The organism is Salsuginibacillus kocurii DSM 18087 (assembly GCF_000377705.1).
GTDB classification, from domain to species: Bacteria; Bacillota; Bacilli; order Bacillales; family Marinococcaceae; genus Salsuginibacillus; species Salsuginibacillus kocurii.
Genome location: NZ_KB898629.1, coordinates 117196 through 136750, shown reverse-complemented (window position 1 = coordinate 136750; position 19555 = coordinate 117196). Strand labels below are relative to the sequence as shown.

Below are 19555 nucleotides of genomic sequence, written 5' to 3'. Positions count from 1 at the left end.
GGGCCATAAATCTTGTAGGTGCAAACGATGTTAAAAAGCACATCAAAAGCCGCCGGCGAGAGCTTTTTAACATATGAAAGGTGGTGCAGCCGGTATGCAGCTGTGAACCTTAACCGGCTGAAGTGCAGCGGGGACGGGCAGTGCTCCCCCACCGCAGGCAGAGGACCTAACTACAAACGATCCTTCGGCCTTGCTTCTTCGCTTTCTATGGGGCCTCGCGGCAAAAAAGTGCCCCAAAACCTTATGATTTTGGGACACTTTCTTTCTCAACCATGGTATTCATTTGCTTCTCTCGATCCGGCCAAACCGTTTCGCCCAGAGCCAATACGCGCAACTTTTCAACCGGAAGCTGCAAACGGTCCCATTCTTTTAAAAAGCGGCCGAGCGCCTCGGGACCGGTATCATCGGCCAGGCGGAACGCTCCGTAATGCATGGGCACGATTTCTTGGGCGTTTAAGTCCAGGAAAGCTTGAATGGCGTCCTCGGGATTGATGTGGGAGTGATGCATAAACCATTCAGGCTCATAGGCTCCAATCGGCATTAAGACCGTCCCGATGGAAAAACGCTCGCCAATTTCTTTAAACCCGCGGAAATACCCGCTATCGCCGACAAAATAAATCGTCTCTCCGCTCTCTTCTTCCTCAATCACCCAGCCGCCCCAATGGGATATATTTGTATCCCATGGGGTGCGGCGGCTCCAGTGCTGGGCGGGGACAAAGTGAAAGGATAATCCGCTGTCCTGGAAGGTGAAGCCGTCCCACCAGTTGGCTTCTGTCACGCGGCGGTAACCGCGCTTGGCAAAAGCCCGCTTTAATCCCACCGGAATATAGTAGATCGGGTCCCCCTTTAATTTGCGCAGCGTGAAAAAGTCTAAATGATCATAATGCCCGTGGGAAATCAAGACGACATCAATTTCCGGCATTTGTTCGACCGCCATGCCCGGTTCTGTCAGCCGTTTCTGCAGACCCATTCGTTTCGCCCAGACCGGGTCGGTTAATATGTTCAGCCCTTTCCACTGGATCAAAAAGGTGGAATGGCCGATCCAGGTGATGCTTAATTCCTGCCGGTTCAGCTGCACATCGCTGATTGCTTTATGCTTTGCATGAGGGATCGACTGCGTTAAATCTTTTGTTTTTGATCTCCGTTCCCGGTGCCAATTAATGAGGTCAAGGATCGTTGTATCTTTGTTGTATTGGTCGTAATTGTCAAAGCGTTGTTTCTTCATGTCATTTCATCCTCACGTAAATATCGCTTCTCATAACAGTTTAAGAGAGTGTTCTCTATATTAATCTAAAAGCAAATGCATTGTTGAACGGTGCTGAAAATTGTGCCAGGCTCCCCGCTTTCACCACTAGGATGAGGGTAGGACCGGCTCCGTCTTTACTGTGTTTGCTGCTGTGGGCGACCCGCAGCTTCCCGGTTTCCCGCGGCCTCTTTCTTGCCCATTTTTCCCAAAAAAGCAGGGCGGCTGGCTTCAATGAACCTGATCACAAACTCAAGCCTAACATGTAGAAGAAACAAAGAATAACAGCCTCCAGCAACATTCACCCTTTTTCTTCCAACCCGGTAGCAGTATTATGCGTATTTACCGAGGATGGGCCTGTGGAAACTTTCTCCCTTGGGTCGGGCAGCACTTTTCCAATCAAGTAATTGCTCCACTGAAAAGGTTCTAATGCTTTTGCAATAAAAATTGCTCCTACTAAAGCATATAAATACGCAAGCCCCATATATACGAATGGATTAAGCCAAGGCATCGCTGGAAAAAAGAGTAACAGTAAGTTATGAAGCAAGTAAATATTAAACGAGTACTTACTAATAAACATAATCGCCCGTGGTACATGATTAAACCTGGATGCTAACCAGATCATTAAAAAGATTATGCTAACGGTAAAAAAGATATTGTCGATTCGCTTCGAGGAAACGACCGTTAAAATGTCGAACCGGACTGAGAGAAGAATAAGCAACAAGGTAGCCGGAGTTAAAATAAACCAGGCTTTTCGCCGGCGAATGATCCATGCTTTCACCCGTTCATAATCTTTTCCAACATAATATCCAACTACAAAATAAAACACCCATCCGAAAAATGGCAGCCAATGCCCACGTTCCCAAATATATTCTCCCAGCCACGTTCCCGGTGGCGATGTTACATGAAAGAACGATAGATAAAGTATCGTGATCAACAAGGAAGTAGGAATCACATACCACGGCGACCAACGCTGCAGTTTTTTATGCAATAGCACATGTAAAATATAAAACTGAAAAATAATTAAAATAAAATAACCGGTGTAACCACCAAGAAAGACATTGATCAGCGCTTCGGTGGTGAATTGTTGGAAAGAACCAGCTTGCCCAGCAGCAAAAAGAATGCCAATAAATATATATGGATATAACAAGAAGTGAATACGTTTTTTAAAAAAATCGTTTGGTACTCCGTTTGGATAAGCCCGGGCCAACAATACTTCAGAAATAAACACAAAAGCCGGCGTGCCAAAAAAGGCGATAAAACGCAAGGCAATTAATATGTATTCTTCAAGCTGTGACATTGAAATCATAGACTGCTCAAGCGTTACAAATACACTGTGGACTAATACGACAGCTAAACAAGCAATCGCTCGCACCCAAAACAATTCATAAATAATTGATTGAGATTTCATAAACACTCATCCCCTCACCCGAGAAACCCCCCGCGAACTCTGCGTCTGGTTGCTAACTATTATTGGTGGCTTTAGATTGTTCTGCATAAGTTGCTCCCGTTCGACAAAAATGTGAGGAAAAATCACTCATTCTTAGTCTTCATTGCAACATGTCATGACAAAAAGCCACACATATTGCTAGGTGCTAATCACTACTATACCCTCTCACAGCCCTTTATTTAACTCCACCTTTGTTATGAATCTTATTCCATTAAGTAAAGGGATTATTTCCTACACCTAACTAACAAATTACCAATTCTCTTAGAACTAAGCTCATATAAGCATAGAAAAAAGAACAGGTCTTCAATCGCTTATTTAAAATAATTCTTTAGCTGAAAAGTAGTATTACTAGTTTGCACGCTCCTATTACCCTTATCACTAGTAGCCCACAAACACTCGCCTTTTCGTAGATCAAATAGTTAATAAAGAGTCAGGCATCCTCTATTATTTTAAGACAAGACCCTTATTGGTAAAGCCTTTAGTAGAAGTGTGAACCTAAGCTTTAATGACTAGGAAAGCTTCTTCTTCCTCCCCATAATAATGCTAGCTTAGCCATCTCATGAAGACTTATAATCAAACAAAAAAGAACGGGAAAGAACAAATTTAATCACAAACATGTTCCGCTTATTCCCTGTTCCTTTTACTAAAAAACTTCTTATTCACCACAACTTTTGTGCAAATACCGGTAATTTATAACAATACCAAATGAGTAGTAACAGGTTACTAACACAGAGGGATGATTTCTACACGAACTGAACGTTCTAACCGTTTCATTGTTCACTACTTGTGAAATTGTGTTGTTACTTAAGACGATGTTAAACGTTGTTTTTGATAAAGATCGTTGATACCAAAGGAATGGCTTCTGCCGGAAGAGCAATACTACTCGTTACTAGAGCTTTACATCAAGAAAACTCGGCTCAGCCAAGCCTGCGGCGTTGACTGAGCCTTCACTGTACGTAGATCTTTTCCTTCAACTATACATACATTCTTACGGTATAAAAATAAACAAGGAGGGGACCAACCCCGCCTTGTTTTCTCATGTAACTTGAACTTGTTAGTTAAGCGTAATGTTATATGTTGATTGTAACTCTTGTATAATCGTTTGCACGGTCTCTTCTACAGTCTGTTCAGCTGTATTTACGACAATCTTTGGCGCTTCGGGCTCTTCATATGGAGCACTTATTCCTGTAAAAGATGGGATTTCTCCTGTGCGTGCTTTTCTGTATAACCCCTTTGGATCCCGTTCTTCACAGGTATCAAGATCACACTGAACGAAAACCTCCACAAACGTTTCCTCTCCAATCAACTGCTTAGCCTGCTCACGATCAGCAGCGTACGGACTAATAAAGGCCGTACTTACGATTGTACCCGCATCGGCAAACAGCTTCGCCACCTCGCTAATCCGGCGAATGTTTTCCTGCCGGTCTTCTGCAGTAAATCCAAGGTCTTGATTAAGACCGTGCCGGACATTATCTCCGTCTAAGACGTATGTTCGCTTTTCTTTTTCAAATAATAGCCGGTCAAGGGCGTTGGCAAGCGTTGATTTTCCTGAGCCGGAAAGGCCTGTGAACCAAAGGACAAGCCCGGGATGGCCTTGTTTTTCTTCCCGTTCGCTTCGGCTTACACTCTGGTCGTGCCAGACAATATGTTCTTGTTTGCTCATAGTCAGCCTCCTTACTAGTTAAATACCGCTTCCATGGTCTTGAAAGCTGCGTTTTTCTTTTTTCATTAGCTGTGTCAGTTGAATGGTCCCTAACGTGGCAATAAAAACAGAGACGAGCATGATAAATGTGAAAAAGTCATGCAGGATAAATACAGTCATTAGCGTGTAAGAAAGGACGAGCGCTACAATCGGTGATAAAATCCAAACACTCACAATACGTTTAAGAATGGATTGCTGCCAGACTTGAAAGCCGCGGTCAGCGGTGCCTATACCTGCTATAGCTGAAGTCGTCACTTGCGTGAGTGGAACGGGAAAACCAAAAATAGAGGCACCGATCACAAGAAATCCACCGGTAGCAGAGACGGCACTGCCCTGAATATAGCTGAGCCGTGTAATTTTGGTGCCGTTCGTTTCCAATACGCCGCTGCTAAGAAGCAATGCTCCAAGTGCAAGGCTAACGCCGCCCACGATCACGGCAACTTGGACGTCAATTAACCCGGCGCCGACAAGCGGACCGACCGCATTTGCCACATTGTTCATGCCGGCTGCGAATGCTTCAAGCATGCCGGCTATGATAAGCAGAATGCCAAGCCCTTTTTTCACCTTGCCATTGCCGGTTAAAACAGGCCATTTCGCTTCCGCCCACCGAATCACATGTCCCAGCACAAACGCGATAAAAAAGGCAGCAAATGGAATAATAATCCAAAACGAGACGATGAGCAGTAAGTTGTTTACGATTAAGCTTTGATAGGCCACCCCAACCCCGGCTAAGGAACCGACAATCACTTCACTGGTTGAAAGCGGGATCCCCATTAAGTTTGCGATAAATAAAGTTAAGCAGGCTGATGATAAAATAATGACTGCCACTTGAGTGGTCATGTTCGCTTCAGGAACAATCCCTCCCCCGATCGTCTGTACCACTTCGCCGCCAGCTAACGCCCCTGCAAAGGCACTAATTGCCACTAAAAGCATCGCGCGCCGTTTTGTCTTCACCGCTCCGCTTCCGTATGCCGGACCCATCGCAGCGGCTGTACCACTGGCTCCTATATTCATGGCGAAAAAGATTGCAATCACATACGCTGCGAGGATCCAGATCATGGTTTCACGTCCTTCGTTAGACTAGACGGTTTGTTTCATTCCGTTAATTAACACTTCAATAACTTCTGGCCGGCTGAATTCAGCTGGTGGTTTTTCTTCATTAAGAAGCATCTCACGCACTTTTGTACCGGATAATATGACATGTTGGCTTTTGTCATGCGGGCACGTTTTATGTGACGCCATATTTTCGCAGGCACGGCAGTAAAAGCTATGCTCAAAAAAGAGCGGTTCAATTGCTAGGTCTTCGCGGTCTACATCGTTGAAAATGGCCTGAGCGTCATAGGTGCCGTAATAGTCGCCAACACCCGCATGGTCGCGACCAACAATGAAATGAGTACAACCGTAATTTTTGCGGACAATTGCATGGAAAATGGCTTCACGAGGGCCCGCGTAACGCATAGCAGCCGGGAAGACCGCCAAGAACGTCCGGTCCGCTGGATAATACTGGTCAAGCAGCACTTCATAGCTTTCCATTCTTACATCTGCTGGAATATCCCCTGGCTTAGTTGCTCCAACCAATGGATTTAGAAAAAGTCCGTCGACAATTTCCAGGGCAGCCTTTTGGATGTATTCATGAGCGCGGTGAACCGGGTTTCGCGTTTGAAAGCCAACCACACGCTTCCAGCCTCGTTCTTCAAATGTGGCCCTCGTTTCTGCAGGGTCCAAATAGTAAGAAGAAAAAGCGTCATGATTGATTTCGTTCGTAAGTGTAATCGGTCCGCCGACATATACAGAAGGGCGCAAATACAATGTGTTCACTCCTGGATGAGCTTCATCGTCTGTTCGATACACCTGTACGGCTTCTTTCTGTTTGTCAGGCTGATACAAGCTTTCAATATTAATAACGCCATACGTTTCCCCTTGGTACACAAGACGAGCTTTCTCGGTTTCCTTTAGTTCCTCTGCTTTCTCCTCAGAAACCGGGAGCGTAATCGGAATGCTCCACGTGTTGCCATTTTCCAACTTCATGTTTTCTACTACATTGTGATAATCCTTTTCATTTAAAAAACCAGTAAGCGGGCTAAATGCCCCGTTAGCAATTAACTCAAGGTCTGAGAGTGCAATCTCGTCGAGTTCAATATCAGCTGCTACATTGCTAACATCCTCAGGCGCTTTCCGATTGATCAACGCTCCTCCATGCGGCGGTAATAATGACATGTCAAATCCCGTCCTTTCAGGTTGGTTTTAATTACGCGCGATGCAAACCACATTCTGTTTTTCCAAATTGGCTCCAGCGCCCGCTCCGCTCATCTTCTCCGGGGGCGACTGGCGCGGTACAATGTGTACAGCCAATGCTCGGGTAATTTTCGTCATGCAATTTGTTATAAGGCAAGTTATTGACTTCGATATACGCCCATACATCGTCTAATGTCCAGTGTATTAACGGACAAATCTTTACGGATTGGAAGCGTTCATCGCGTCCAACAAAAGGAGTTTCTGCGCGTGTTGGGCCTTGCGCTCTTCTAAGTCCTGACATCCAGGCGTTATACGGCTTCAACCCTTTTTCAAGCGGGTCAAGCTTGCGAATCGCACAACATTGGTCGGGATGCGTTTCCCAGAGTCTTTCGCCGTGTTGGTCGGCTTGCTCTTCCGGCGTTAAAGCCGGCTTCAGCGCTTGGATATTAAGACTTGGAAAACGTGTGCGTACCTGATTAAGCAGCTCATACGTCTCATCAAAATGAAAATCAGTATCGAGGAAAATAACGTTCGCATCTGACTTTTCTTTGGCAATCAAATCAAGCAGCACCATGCCTTCAGCACCCAAGCTGCACGCGTATACCAAATCATTTCCGTACGTTGCATAAGCCCAGCGAATAACTTCTTTAGCTGTTTTCCCTGCCAGAGTGGTTTCGTTTAATTCACTTGCGCTCTGTATATCCAACGTTTCATACGTGTACATGAACTTCCCTCCTTATAAAAAGTAAGTTTTCGTAAGTTCATTTCATTTTCTAACTAACAAGAATCATAAAACTTAGTCATTTTAGGCGTTTTGAGCCCAAAAAGCGACCCTTAAGCCTACCCCGTGCGAGAGGATACACTTAAGCGCCGCCTCCAGTCGTCTGGTCAGCTCCGCCATGCTTACAAAGTTGATACGTTATTTCCGAGTATTTTTATAAACATTATATGTTTAAGTGTATTTTATGTATCTTTACCAAAAATGTCAACGGTTTTTTTAGATGAGTTGTATTTTTCAGAATTTATGATGGCAGCAGGTCCTTAACTTAAAAAATGAGGCAAGAACAGCCGAGGGTGGCTGAAGGTTGAACCTTTTATTGGGACACTAATAGGCAAAGGGGAGGACCTTGCCAAGAATTGACACAACTCGCGTGGTCAGCTATTATAACCATAATTGATCTATGAATCTAGCAACGATTGCAACGCACCCAGAATACGTAAGTCCCCTCGATATTACATAACTTCAATTACTGAGATCTCAGCACGGTTACGCTATCATCCAAAGTAATAAATCTTTACTAGATCACAGCTATATTTTCAGCTCAGCCCGATATCTTCCCTCATTAAATAAACGCAGCAGGCTAATGGACTAATCGTTCAAGACAAATGCGCTACCAGGCAAGGTGGAAGAAGGCTGGCGGATGAAAGGAGCATCCAACTGATGGCTAAACGGTACATGATGTCAGGAGGCATGGCTTTTACAGAAGAAAGAGATATGAAAAAGCTCGAGAAACAGGCCAAAAAAGGATGGCATCTGTATTCATTTGCTCCGCTCGGATATTGGCTTGTGAAAGGCAAACGAGAGGAAATTTACTACAAAGTAGATTACCAGCAAAGTGAGGAAGAGCTAGAAGATACTAAAAAGATCCATGCAGAAAATGGGTGGACATATGTTACTTCAACTGCCCACATTCATATTTTCCGAGCTGCGGTAGAAGAAGCCGGGCCCTTTTTTCGGGAAACACCTACAACTAGTGATAAATACAAACGAGGCAAGCAGCAATTGGGAACAACTTCTCTTCTAACCTCTTCTCTATTTATTCTCCTAGCATTCTTCTATGCACTTTTTATCGACACCAACACCCCGCTCGCTCTTGATATGAGCTTGCAAATCGCCCTCATTTTAGCACTTTCCTTTGCCTTGCCATCGACGATGACCTTTTTCGCGTTTCGCGCAAAAATGAAGCAAGAGCGTAAGAAAGCAGAACAAGCCAGCGCGCGTTCGTAAAAAGCAAGATGAGACATATTTTCTATTTAAAAGAAAGACAGAGACGTATTACACTAAAGGGGAGAATAGCTGCTTCTATTACCTTTCACTAAGTGGGACACTTCACTTCGTATAGTAAACTCGTAGCCGCTTATTATTTTCTAAGGAGCTCCGCCAAATGATGCTATTTATATTAGTTTGGGCCGTCATCGTTACCGGCCTTCTTCTTATCATGGTTGGATTAAAACCAGTACGGAACAAACAACCCAAATTACGTTTTGTCTTGAACACAGCCTTTACTTTACAAATTCTTTGGCTCATCCTCTTCTTTACGGACGGCTTGGGCGTTCTTGGTACGTGGAATACAGTTGTGCAAGAAATCTACTGGATCGGCACAGCTAGCATCGGCATACTTGTAGCATTAATCGCTCTCCTTTACCGAAACTCAAAACTACTAGCTTTTAACACCTTTCTATTAAGCTCTTTTATCTTCGCTCTCTGGTACATGCTAACCCGCCTCACCCAAATGTAGACAGAAAAGCGGAGGCGCTTTGCTCAGATGCGACAAGTTTTTCTAGAACTGTGCAGCGTTGCTTGCAACGCGAAGTCAGTGCTAGAAAAAACCTCGAGCATCTAAGCGCCGCAGCTAGACAGAAAAGCGGAGGGCGTTTGGTCAGCGGCGCAGCACGCTTCTTAACCGGCGAGGAGGCTGTTGCCGCCACAGTGTGGGAGAAAGGGATCTCAAGTCGTTAGCCCGCGAAGCTAGACATAGAAAAGCGGAAAGCGGCGCTCAGGGGCGTCAAGCAAAAGGCGAGCGCTGACAAAGCCGCTTTTTGGCTTTGAAAGGGCGCGACTTTTGACCTCGAGCCCCTGCCGCTTGAAGCTAGACATAGAAAAGCGGAGGACGTTTGGTCAGCAGCGCAGCACGCTTCTTAACCGGCGAAGAGGGGTACACAGACCCTAGGCAGCTCCAGCCCCTTCCCAGATTTCCAGCAACAAAAAAGCTCTTTCATCGCTGATGTTAGCGGATGAAAGAGCTTTTTATATAGAAATCAAATTGCCTCTCTACTTAGAATGGGCCCCAGCCGATAAAGTGGGCAATCATCAAGTAGACACAGCCAATCAACGTCCAGGCAATAAGCAATGGAAAGATAAATTTCGTCCATTTCCACCAGGAGATGCCTGCTGCTGCTAAGGTTGCAATAAAGTAACCGGACGTTGGGAAAAGAATGTTAGAGATTCCGTCACCCAGTTGGAAAGCAAGAATCGCAGTCTGCCGTGTCGTTCCAACAATATCTGCCAAAGGAATCATAATTGGCATCGTGATCATCGCTTGTCCACTACCAGATGGAACAAAGAAGTTAAAGAAACCTTGGGAACCAAGCATCCCTAAAATCGTGACTGATGACGGCAGTTGGCTTACTATGGTAGAAAGTGCAAAGATGACTGTGTCAATAATCTGACTTTCCTCCATGACAACCGCTACGCCACGGGCAATACCGATAATCATCGCGCCCATTAATACTTGGCGGAAGCCATCGTTGAAAGATTCACTCAATTCTTCGCCGGACAAACCAGCAATAACCCCTACAACAATCCCCATAGCGAGGAAGTAACCAGCAAGTTGCACAAAATCCCATTGGAAAGTCAAAACACCGGCGATCATCCCGAGGAACATGAGAATAGCTGCCACTCCAGCTGCTTTGCCCCGCCCTGAGAGTTTAAACACTTTTTCTTCTTTCTGTCCGTTTTTCTCGTAATACTCTCTGGCATCCGCTTCGACAAGTTCCGGCTGTTTTTCTAATTTTTTAGCATAACGGATTAGAAACAAAATACCTGCCAAAATAATGGTTGAAAGCACAAGGAAACGATAACCAGCTCCTGAATACATAGGAAGCTCCGCTAATTCGTGCGACAACCCTACTGTTCCTGGATTGGTAATAGAGCCCAAAAACCCACCAGAGGTTGCTATTAAAGCAATAGCCGCGGCCATCATTTTATTATAGCCTAGTTGGATCATAAGCGGGATCAAAATCGGAACATAAAGCAAACTAAGTTCAGGTGTTCCTACAAATGCTGCGATAGAAGCAAAAGCTGTCACTAAGATCGGAATAATAAGAATTTTCCGGTGCATAAACGTAGTCGTGAGCCGCTGTACACCAAACTGGATTAAACCCGTTGACTGTAAGACCATAAATGTTCCACCGATCATAAAGGTGAAAAAGACCACAGGCCCCGCATCAATCATTCCAGCCGGAATCGCTGTGAGCACATCCATAATACCGAGCGGTGCTGCTTCGATAAATGAAAACTCTTCTGCGTTAATCATCTCTTGGCCATCCGGTCCGGCAATACGTTCATACTCCCCAGCTGGAATCACATAAGAAACCAGCGTCATAAGAGCAATCAAGCCAACGAGCAATACATAAATATGTGGAAATTTAAATTTCTTTTTCGGCTTTTCGGGCTCAGGCGGCTGCGCTTCTTCTTCGTATTCTTCATAATATTCTTCTTTCATTGCTGATGATTGTTCCATATTCTCCACTCCTCTTTATAAAACTCGTCCATTTACAAAAACCGTTGATAGAATGGGGTGCTGAAGACGCCACTCCGTACTAGCTGGCCCTTGGCTTCTATATAATGGCGTTTCAACAGTTTCATTTAATGGAAAATGTCTCTCAATTAAACAAGAGTCCGGTCCGCCAGGTGCTTGATGCTGCCTTGGGAAAAGGTCATTTCAACCTTTCCTGCAAACGTTTGGTTGACGTACGGTGTTTCTTTGTGACGCTGTTTTAAATCTTCTTCTTTTAGCGTCCAGGTTTTATTTAAATCAATTAAGGTGAGGTCAGCATCTGCTCCTACACCCAGTTGTCCTTTGCTTGGATACAATCCAAATCGTTTCGCCGGGTTGACAGCACACCAGTTCACCAATTGCGAAAGCGTTGCACCCCGGCGATGATATCCTTCTGTCAGTAGGACATCTAAGCTGTTCTGCGCTCCAGCAATGCCTCCCCAGCTCTCAAATATCGACTCAGCTTCTGTTTTTAATGCAAATGGTGCCGGCGAATGATCGGAACTGACGATATCAATTTCATCAGCTAACAACGCTTCCCATAAGCCATCTACTTCGTAAGAGGTACGAAGCGGCGGTGCGCATTTGGCTGCAGGTCCAATTTGTTCGAAATCCTCTAATGAAAAATATAAATAATGAGGGCATGTTTCTACTGTCACATCCACGCCTTTCGCCCGCGCCTGCATAATGGGCTCTAACACCTTTGGACTGCTGATGTGGCAAATATGGAGCTTGCAACCGCTCCACTCTGCATAAGTCAGAATCCGTTTAATCGCTTCAATTTCTGACTCAATCGGTCTTGAACGTTCATAATCTCGAATCGTTCGTCTTCCTTCAGCAATGGATTTGCTCGTTAAATGTTCAATCAGCGCCTTCGATTCGGCGTGCACAGCCAATACCTTATCCATAGCTGCGATTTTTTCCATTCCTTTAAGCAGGGTGTCGTCATCAGCATGCTGGAAATCTGCCGTGCCTGACGGTGTCATAAACGCTTTAAATCCAATCACGCCTTCGTCCTTTAAAGCTTGTAATTGCTCAATATTATCTGGGACAAGGGCCCCCCACCAATATCCTTCAATCTGCGCTTTTTCAGCCGCAAGTTTTCTTTTATCCCGGACGCGCTCTGCTGTTGTAGTAGGCGGATTGCTATTTAAAGGCATATCAAAAAATGTAGAAATGCCCCCAGCTGCCAGCGCTTTAGTGCCTGTTTCAAGGCCTTCCCACTCTGTCCGTCCTGGCTCGTTCAAATGGACATGAACATCAATAAAACCGGGAAAGACATGCAAGCCGCCAGCATCAATGCGTTGGCCTGCAACTTCAGGCGTAAGTTCACCTCGTTTAGTGACCGCAGTAATTTTTCCATTTTCAATGCCAAGATCTGCAGCTAATGTGTAATCATTCATCACAAGTTGACCATTTTGGATGACGTAATCCATATCCTTCCCCCCTCATTTCGTTCCTGTGTTGCTTATCTGGCTACACTGTAAAAGAAGAAATGTTTATACACATTAGTTGAAATGCACAATCACGAATGAAGAAACGAAACAATCTGAACAATATAATTTCTTCCATTCCTAACTATCACCAGAGACTCGCTTTTCCTGTTGTTTCTTTTAATCTATCAGCTCAGAAAGTAGTTCAACATGAGTATGTAAGCAAACCTGACATACTTTTCGAAAGGAAATAATAGGAACCTGCCATTAGCACCTCATCATCCGTTACTATCCTACCCCCTCTTATTCAAAAGACTCTTTGATTACCTGCTCTCTCCTTCATCTCTGTTTATACATAAAAAAAGCAGACCATAACTACGGCCTGCTCATGTGGGAATTCCATTCTTAATTCAGTTTAAAAAGGTTCTATAACTCTCCTTCTAGCTCATGCTTAATGTATAACGCCAGCCGGAGATACAAAGACGTTTCCGCATCTTTCACATCGATTGTTAGTTTTTCTTCGCATTTCCGCAGGCGAAACAATACAGTGTTGCGATGAACGCCTAGTGCATGAGCTGTATCCGCTACGTGGCAATGAGAATCCAAGTATACCTTTAACGTTTGGCACAATACTTCTTTGTCTTTTTCATTTTCCATGGCGAGTAATGGCTGTAATGCATGTTGGGCAAAAGACCGGCGCTTTTCTTCAGGCACCATCTGCAACAGTTCCTTTACATCTTTTGTGCGGCCGGTTTGAATAAACGAATGAGCATGCAGCTGGAAACCAACATGAAGAGCTTCGAGCGCTTCGTGATATGATCGTGGCAATTCGGTTAATTGATAGGTCACATTGCCAATCCCAAATGAAAGGTGGGTTCCGCCTGACTCTGCGCAATTCGATTGAATATCGGCCAGTCCATCAATGAAAAAGCGTTCCACTTGTTCATTAAAAAATTTCACCCCTACCAGGATCACAAATACTTCTCCTTTCGAAAACAACACGTGAGAAGGAAACATATCTTCTAAATTTTTAGCCAGCTCATCATACGTTTCACTTTTCCTGCGATGAATGTCCATTTCCCGCTGAATCGACCAATTACCTTCTAACACCGCACCTTCCTCAATTTGGCCGACAGCGACCATGTAGAGAGCCTCTTCTTCAAGCCCAAAATACTTACCGCGCATTAATATGTCTTGATTGGATGTATATTGACCTTCTAGCACATCGTTAAAAAAAGCATTTTTCATCATTCGTTCGTGCTGTTCTAATGCCTCTTGCTTCATTAACTCAAAGGAAATGACATTCGCCGCCTGTGAGACAATCATCGGCTGCGTCTGCTCTTGGTTGATTTCTCCTTCAATCATCAAGTAACCATTGTTCATTCCGCTCGTTTCGATTGAACAGAACGTAACAGGTTCTTCGTTTTCTTTATAGAAAAGGGTAAGTTCATTTGGCTGCTGACCTAAGTCTGCCTCCTGCTTTCGTTGTTTAAGCACATCTTGCAGCTGTTCTTTTTGTGTCGATGATTCAATGTACAAGAACTCCCCACGTGCATTAACGAGCGCCACCGATTTGCGCAGTTTTTTTGCCAGTTCTCTCATCACGCGGCGCAGGCCATCTTCTTGATGGAGGAGTGTGCTCAACTTTTCGTGAAAAGATTTCGCTTCGCGCAGTTCATCTTCCCGGCTTTGCAATACAAGCGCGAGCGCCTCGTTCAACATCTGGCCAAGGGAGACCTCTGCCGGTAATTCAAGCAGTGGAAACTGATATCGTTCCGCTGCTTCTTTTGCAGCATCCGGAATTCTGCCTAAATATCGTTTTGACTTGATCCCCAGGCCTGCACACCCTTTTTCATGCATTTCTTCAATAATGGTGACCAATTGTTCGGGTTCTTCCCGAATCGAGTAGGCTGTGGTTAAAAGGAGTTGATTCCGATCCAGATATGGAACAATATCTGGAGCATCCATCATATTTACTGATTGCACCGTACGGCCTAAGCCTTTTTTTCCAGCGATAATTTCAGCGTGAAGAAGTTCAGATTGTTGAATAAGTTTACTAAGTTCCATCACCATTCTTCCTTCCCTTTTCAAAATCGTACATAAATTCTGACTTAAATGAAACAACGTGCAAAACGTTGGTAGATTTCCTGACAATATTAGTAGAACAACTGACTTCTCCATCAAATTTCATACCTGCTCTGTCACGTTCATCTGTAAATACATTGTGCTTCATAAACAAATGATAAACATAAATTATATATTTTAACTAATGACTTTGTTTTACCACTCTACTACTCTATAGTCAATATTAACGCTACATATTTTCTGAAAGGAGATCTTACATGACCACATCGACTAAAGTAGCTTCTATGATTGAAGAACGAATTAACTGGCTTGCCCAGTTCGGAAAAGAAGGGGAGGGAATTACCCGTCTTCTATATACAGAGTCATGGCAGAAAGCTCAGCAAGAACTGGCTTCCTGGCTGGAGAACTTAGGCTTTTCTGTTTACTATGATGAAGTGGGCAATTTGTTCGGCCGCTTGGAAGGAAAAACAGATGGTCCCGTTATTCTTACCGGCTCACATATCGACACCGTCCGTTCCGGCGGGCACTTTGACGGAGCTTATGGCATCATTGCTTCCGCCCTTGCAGCAAGCGAATTGTATCAGGAATACGGACAGCCGGAGCAGACCTTAGAAATTGTAGCGCTTTGTGAAGAAGAAGGCAGTCGCTTTCCGTTTGCTTACCTAGGCTCAAAATACCTTACCGGGGCTGTGGCAGCAGACGACCTTGAAGGTATTAAAGACCAGAATGACATTTCTCTGCTTGAAGCGAGAGAACAATCGGGCTTCACTTCCCCACTCGCTCCACATAAGCACGAAGAGATTGAGCGCTTTATTGAAATTCATATTGAACAAGGCAAAGTGCTAGAGACGGCTGGAGATGAACTTGGCCTTGTAGACGCCATCGTCGGCCAGCGCCGCTTTACTATTTATGTAAACGGTGAAGCCAATCATGCCGGAACCACTCCGATGCCATTGCGCAGGGACGCGATGGAAGGAGCGAGCGAGATGGTCCAGTCTCTGTTAAAGCTCACACGTGCAAAAGGCGACCCTTTAGTAGCAACGGTCGGTCAAATGGAACTTGTCCCCAATTCTGTCAATGTGATACCAAGCCAAGCTCGCTTTTCTGTAGACGTCAGGCATCCTGACAAACGTGAATTGGAAAATGCATGTAAAGGTATGGAACACCGTTTTCAAGAAATTGCAGAAGAAATGAACGTAGAAGTTTCCATAGAACCTTTCATGGCGGTAGACCCTGTCGCAATGGACGAGGAGATGAATCAAGACTTGGAGCGCATTTGCAACGAGCAAAACGTGAATTACCAGCGTATGTACAGTGGCGCCGGCCATGATGCGCAAGTACTGGGCACAAAAGTTCCGGCTTCACTGTTATTCGTACCAAGCAGACACGGCATCAGCCATTCACCGCTAGAATTCACCGCAACGGACGAACTGGAGAAGGGGTATCACGTGTTAAAACATGCGTTACGAACGTGGAGCTATAAATACTAAGGAGGCAGCAAGCAATGAAGCCGTTTATTCCATCTCAACGAACGATCATGACACCTGGACCAGTCGAAGCCGACCCCCGAGTGCTGCGAGCATTGAGCTATCCGATTGTCGGTCAATTCGACCCTGAGTTCACCAATCTGATGAATGAAACGATGAAAGGAACCCGTAAATTGTTTCAATCAAACAACCACTGGGCCTACCCAATTGACGGAACATCCCGTGCCGGCTTGGAAGCAGTCTTAAGCAGTGTGATCGAGCCCGGAGATGAATTGTTAATTCCAATTTTCGGTCGCTTCGGTTATCTGCTTACTGAAATTGCTGAGCGATGCGGGGGCGTTGTTCACAATATTGAATGTCCATGGGGACAAGTATTTGACCCTGGCGACGTGATTCAGGCGGTGGAACGGGTGCAGCCAACAATCGTGGCAATGGTGCACGGTGAAACGTCAACAGGATGCATGCAGCCACTGGCGGACATCGGTCAATTCTGTCGGAAAAATGGCCAGCTGTTTATCGTAGATGCGGTTGCTACTATCGGCGGCGTTGACATACCAACTGATGATTGGTGTATCGACGCCATCATCGGGGGGACGCAAAAGTGTATTTCCGGCCCTTCAGGCATGGCGCCGATCTGCTATAACGAGCGGGTTGAAGAAAAAATCAACACCCGCAAACAAGTCGAAAAAGGGATCCGTGATGCCGGCCAGGACGAAGACGACCATGACCGCCGCATCCAGAGCAATTACTTTGACTTGACGCAATTACAGGACTACTGGAGTCCGCGCCGCTTGAACCACCACACAGAAGCCACCTCCATGCTGTATGCTCTGTATGAAAGCTTGCGTGTGATTCAAGAAGAAGGGCTTCAAAACCGGGTGTACCGCCATCAATTAAACGAAAAAGCGCTCGTGGCCGGGCTGAAAGCAATGGGAGTTTCCATTTATAATGATTTCGCCCATAAGCTTCCGGTAGTTACTTGCATCGAAGTGCCTGATCATGTGGAAGAAAACAGTGTGCGCCAAATGATGCTTGATGAATTCGGCGTTGAAATCGCCTCTTCCTTCGGGCCGTTAAAAGGGAAAATCTGGCGCATCGGTACGATGGGCTACAGCTGCCGGAAAGAGAATATTTATCACGTGCTGTTCGCGTTTGAAGCAGCCTTAGTAGCGCATGGGGTCGATATAGCGCACGGAGAAGCTGTGCAGGCAGCACGAGAAGTTTTTACTACTGAGCAAGCTGAAGCAGCTGGCGTGTAAATGAGCTACCTGTACAAAAAAGGAGAGGCGGTTCCCTTCCCGGGGTCCCGTCTCTCCTTTTTGCTACATTAAGCCATCACTTTACACATATCGTTCGTAAACTCTACCGGGTCCTCAACGGACAGTCCTTCAATTAGAAGCGACTGATTATAAAGGAGATTAGCGTAGAGCTTAAATTTCTCTTCATCTTCATCATACGCGCGCTTGAGTGACCCATAAATATCATGGTTCATATTAATCTCAAGAACTTTATCAGCTTGCACTTGTTGATTCTGCCCCGGCATCTGCTGGAGAATTTTCTCCATTTCAATGGAGATTTCTCCTTCTGTTGCCAGGCAGACTGGATGCGTTTTTAAGCGCTTCGACGGGCGCACATCTTTTACTTTATCGCCTAGAAGCTCATTAATTGCTTTAAACAATTCCTGGTTTTCTTTTTCCTCGGATTCTTCTTTCTCTTTATCCTCCTCGGAATCAATGCCTAAATCACCACTGGCCACTGACTTGAACTCTTTATCCTCATAACTCATCAATGTTTTGATCGCAAATTCATCGATGTCCTCGGTGAAATAAAGAATTTCATAGCCTTTATCGTGTACTTTTTCCGTTTGCGGCAGCTTGTCGATCCGGTCGTACGATTCACCAGTGGCGTAGTAAATATACGGCTGGCCTTCCGGCATGCGCTCGACGTATTCTTTCAACGTAACAAGCTTCTCTTCTTTAGATGAATAGAACAAGAGCAAGTCTTTCAAATCATCTTTATGCTGGCCAAAATCCATTTGAATGCCGAACTTCAACTGGCGCCCGAACGACTCAAAGAAACGCTCATACTGCTCCCGCTCATCTTTTAACATGCTTTGCAAATTGCTTTTGATTTTATTTTTAATGTTTTTCGCAATCAGCTTCAACTGCCGGTCATGCTGCAGCATCTCGCGGGAAATGTTTAGCGAGAGATCTTCTGAATCGACAATCCCTTTCACGAAACTGAAGTAGTCAGGCAAGAGATCGGCGCATTTTTCCATGATCAGTACCCCACTTGAATAAAGCTCGAGTCCTTTTTCATAATCAGCAGAGTAAAAGTCAAACGGCGGCTGTTCCGGAATGAACAAGATGGATTGATAACGAACGGCCCCGTCCACGCTTAAATGAATATGTTTGATCGGTTTGTCAAAGCCATAATGTTTTTCTTGATAAAAGGATTCATAATCTTCGTCGGAAAGCTCGTTCTTGTTTTTGCGCCAAAGCGGTACCATGCTGTTGATGGTTTGTTCTTCTTCCACCTCTACCGCTTCGCTTTCCTCATCTTCAGCTGGCTGCTGAATCGTCACATCCATTTTAATTGGGTAGCGAATGTAGTCGGAGTATTTCTTAATGATTGCTTTTAAGCGCTGTTCTTCTAAGTACTCGTCGTACTGCTCGTCCTCAGTGTTTTCACGCAGTTTAATAATTACTTTCGTACCGACACTGTCTTTTTCAGCCGGCTCGATCGTATAGCCGTCGGCTCCGTTCGACTCCCATTTATATGCCTGGTCGCTGTCGGCTGACTTTGTGTAAACCGTGACATTGTCTGCCACCATGAATGCTGAATAAAAGCCTACCCCGAACTGGCCAATAATGTCGTGGCCGTCTTTAATTTCTGTTTCTTTTTTAAAGGCTAAGGAACCACTTTTCGCAATCGTTCCGAGATTTTCCTCCACTTCTGCTTCGGTCATGCCGATGCCGCTGTCTTCAATGGTTAGTGTGCGGTTTTCTTTATCGGCACTTACCTTGATATAATAATCTTCTTGGTTAAACGTAATCGATTCATCCGTAAGGGCGCGGTAATACATTTTATCGATCGCATCACTCGCGTTGGAGATCAATTCACGCAGGAAAATTTCCTTTTGGGAATAAATCGAATTGATCATCATTTCCAGAAGGCGCTGGGATTCAGCCTGAAATTCTTTTGTTGCCATATGTTCTACTCCTTTCGACCCGTTGGTATGCTTACATTTTTATATTTTAGCACTCTAGGTTCCTGAGTGCTAAGTTTTCCTTCTCTAATTTTACTAATCGTTGACGAGATGTCAATATCTCTCTTCGCATTCTGCTGGACACCCTTTAAA

General features: G+C 44.9%; 14 protein-coding genes. 4 read left to right on the top strand and 10 right to left on the bottom strand.

Features of this window, described 5'->3' with window-relative positions:
• Positions 1 to 241: 241 nt before the first annotated feature.
• The 6 genes from D469_RS0114110 to D469_RS0114080 all read right to left on the bottom strand — a co-directional run bounded on the left by D469_RS0114110 (position 242) and on the right by D469_RS0114080 (position 7354).
• Positions 242 to 1225 carry an MBL fold metallo-hydrolase gene (locus tag D469_RS0114110; RefSeq protein ID WP_018924050.1) on the bottom strand — a complete coding sequence of 328 codons (984 nt, stop codon included), beginning with the start codon at positions 1223 to 1225 and terminating at the stop codon, positions 242 to 244.
• A 319-nt stretch (positions 1226 to 1544) separates the two neighbouring features.
• Complete coding sequence (locus tag D469_RS0114100) at positions 1545 to 2654, bottom strand: acyltransferase family protein (RefSeq protein ID WP_018924048.1); 1110 nt, start codon at positions 2652 to 2654, stop codon at positions 1545 to 1547.
• Between the two features lie 1093 nt (positions 2655 to 3747).
• A complete protein-coding gene (gene cysC / locus D469_RS0114095; protein ID WP_018924047.1) occupies positions 3748 to 4356 on the bottom strand; it encodes an adenylyl-sulfate kinase in 609 nt (202 codons plus the stop codon).
• An 18-nt stretch (positions 4357 to 4374) separates the two neighbouring features.
• Complete coding sequence (locus D469_RS0114090) at positions 4375 to 5454, bottom strand: inorganic phosphate transporter (RefSeq protein ID WP_018924046.1); 1080 nt, start codon at positions 5452 to 5454, stop codon at positions 4375 to 4377.
• Between the two features lie 21 nt (positions 5455 to 5475).
• A complete protein-coding gene (gene sat / locus D469_RS0114085) occupies positions 5476 to 6612 on the bottom strand; it encodes a sulfate adenylyltransferase (protein ID WP_018924045.1) in 1137 nt (378 codons plus the stop codon).
• Between the two features lie 31 nt (positions 6613 to 6643).
• The gene (locus D469_RS0114080; RefSeq protein ID WP_018924044.1) at positions 6644 to 7354 is read right to left on the bottom strand and encodes a phosphoadenylyl-sulfate reductase; all 711 of its coding nucleotides are present in this window, start codon (positions 7352 to 7354) and stop codon (positions 6644 to 6646) included.
• A 717-nt stretch (positions 7355 to 8071) separates the two neighbouring features.
• Here D469_RS0114080 and D469_RS21280 point away from each other — a divergent pair.
• On the top strand, positions 8072 to 8638 hold the full coding sequence (locus tag D469_RS21280; protein ID WP_018924043.1) for a DUF2812 domain-containing protein: 567 nt from the start codon (positions 8072 to 8074) through the stop codon (positions 8636 to 8638).
• 157 nt (positions 8639 to 8795) lie between these two features.
• Complete coding sequence (locus tag D469_RS0114070; protein WP_018924042.1) at positions 8796 to 9149, top strand: hypothetical protein; 354 nt, start codon at positions 8796 to 8798, stop codon at positions 9147 to 9149.
• A 537-nt stretch (positions 9150 to 9686) separates the two neighbouring features.
• Here D469_RS0114070 and D469_RS0114060 read toward each other — a convergent pair.
• From D469_RS0114060 to D469_RS0114050, 3 genes are all read right to left on the bottom strand, one after another.
• Positions 9687 to 11153, bottom strand: coding sequence for a YfcC family protein (locus D469_RS0114060; protein ID WP_018924040.1), 1467 nt, complete (start codon positions 11151 to 11153; stop codon positions 9687 to 9689).
• A 146-nt stretch (positions 11154 to 11299) separates the two neighbouring features.
• Positions 11300 to 12625 carry an allantoinase AllB gene (gene allB / locus D469_RS0114055; protein ID WP_018924039.1) on the bottom strand — a complete coding sequence of 442 codons (1326 nt, stop codon included), beginning with the start codon at positions 12623 to 12625 and terminating at the stop codon, positions 11300 to 11302.
• A 423-nt stretch (positions 12626 to 13048) separates the two neighbouring features.
• Positions 13049 to 14689 carry a PucR family transcriptional regulator gene (locus D469_RS0114050; RefSeq protein WP_018924038.1) on the bottom strand — a complete coding sequence of 547 codons (1641 nt, stop codon included), beginning with the start codon at positions 14687 to 14689 and terminating at the stop codon, positions 13049 to 13051.
• 275 nt (positions 14690 to 14964) lie between these two features.
• Here D469_RS0114050 and D469_RS0114045 point away from each other — a divergent pair, with 275 nt between their 5' ends.
• Positions 14965 to 16197, top strand: coding sequence for a Zn-dependent hydrolase (locus tag D469_RS0114045; protein WP_018924037.1), 1233 nt, complete (start codon positions 14965 to 14967; stop codon positions 16195 to 16197).
• Positions 16198 to 16211: 14 nt separating this feature from the next.
• Positions 16212 to 17453, top strand: coding sequence for a pyridoxal-phosphate-dependent aminotransferase family protein (locus D469_RS0114040; protein WP_018924036.1), 1242 nt, complete (start codon positions 16212 to 16214; stop codon positions 17451 to 17453).
• 68 nt (positions 17454 to 17521) lie between these two features.
• On the opposite strand, the gene htpG is transcribed toward D469_RS0114040, so the two are convergent.
• Positions 17522 to 19405: a molecular chaperone HtpG gene (gene htpG / locus D469_RS0114035; RefSeq protein ID WP_018924035.1), complete on the bottom strand. Its 1884-nt coding sequence runs from the start codon at positions 19403 to 19405 to the stop codon at positions 17522 to 17524.
• Between the last annotated feature and the right edge of the window lie 150 nt (positions 19406 to 19555).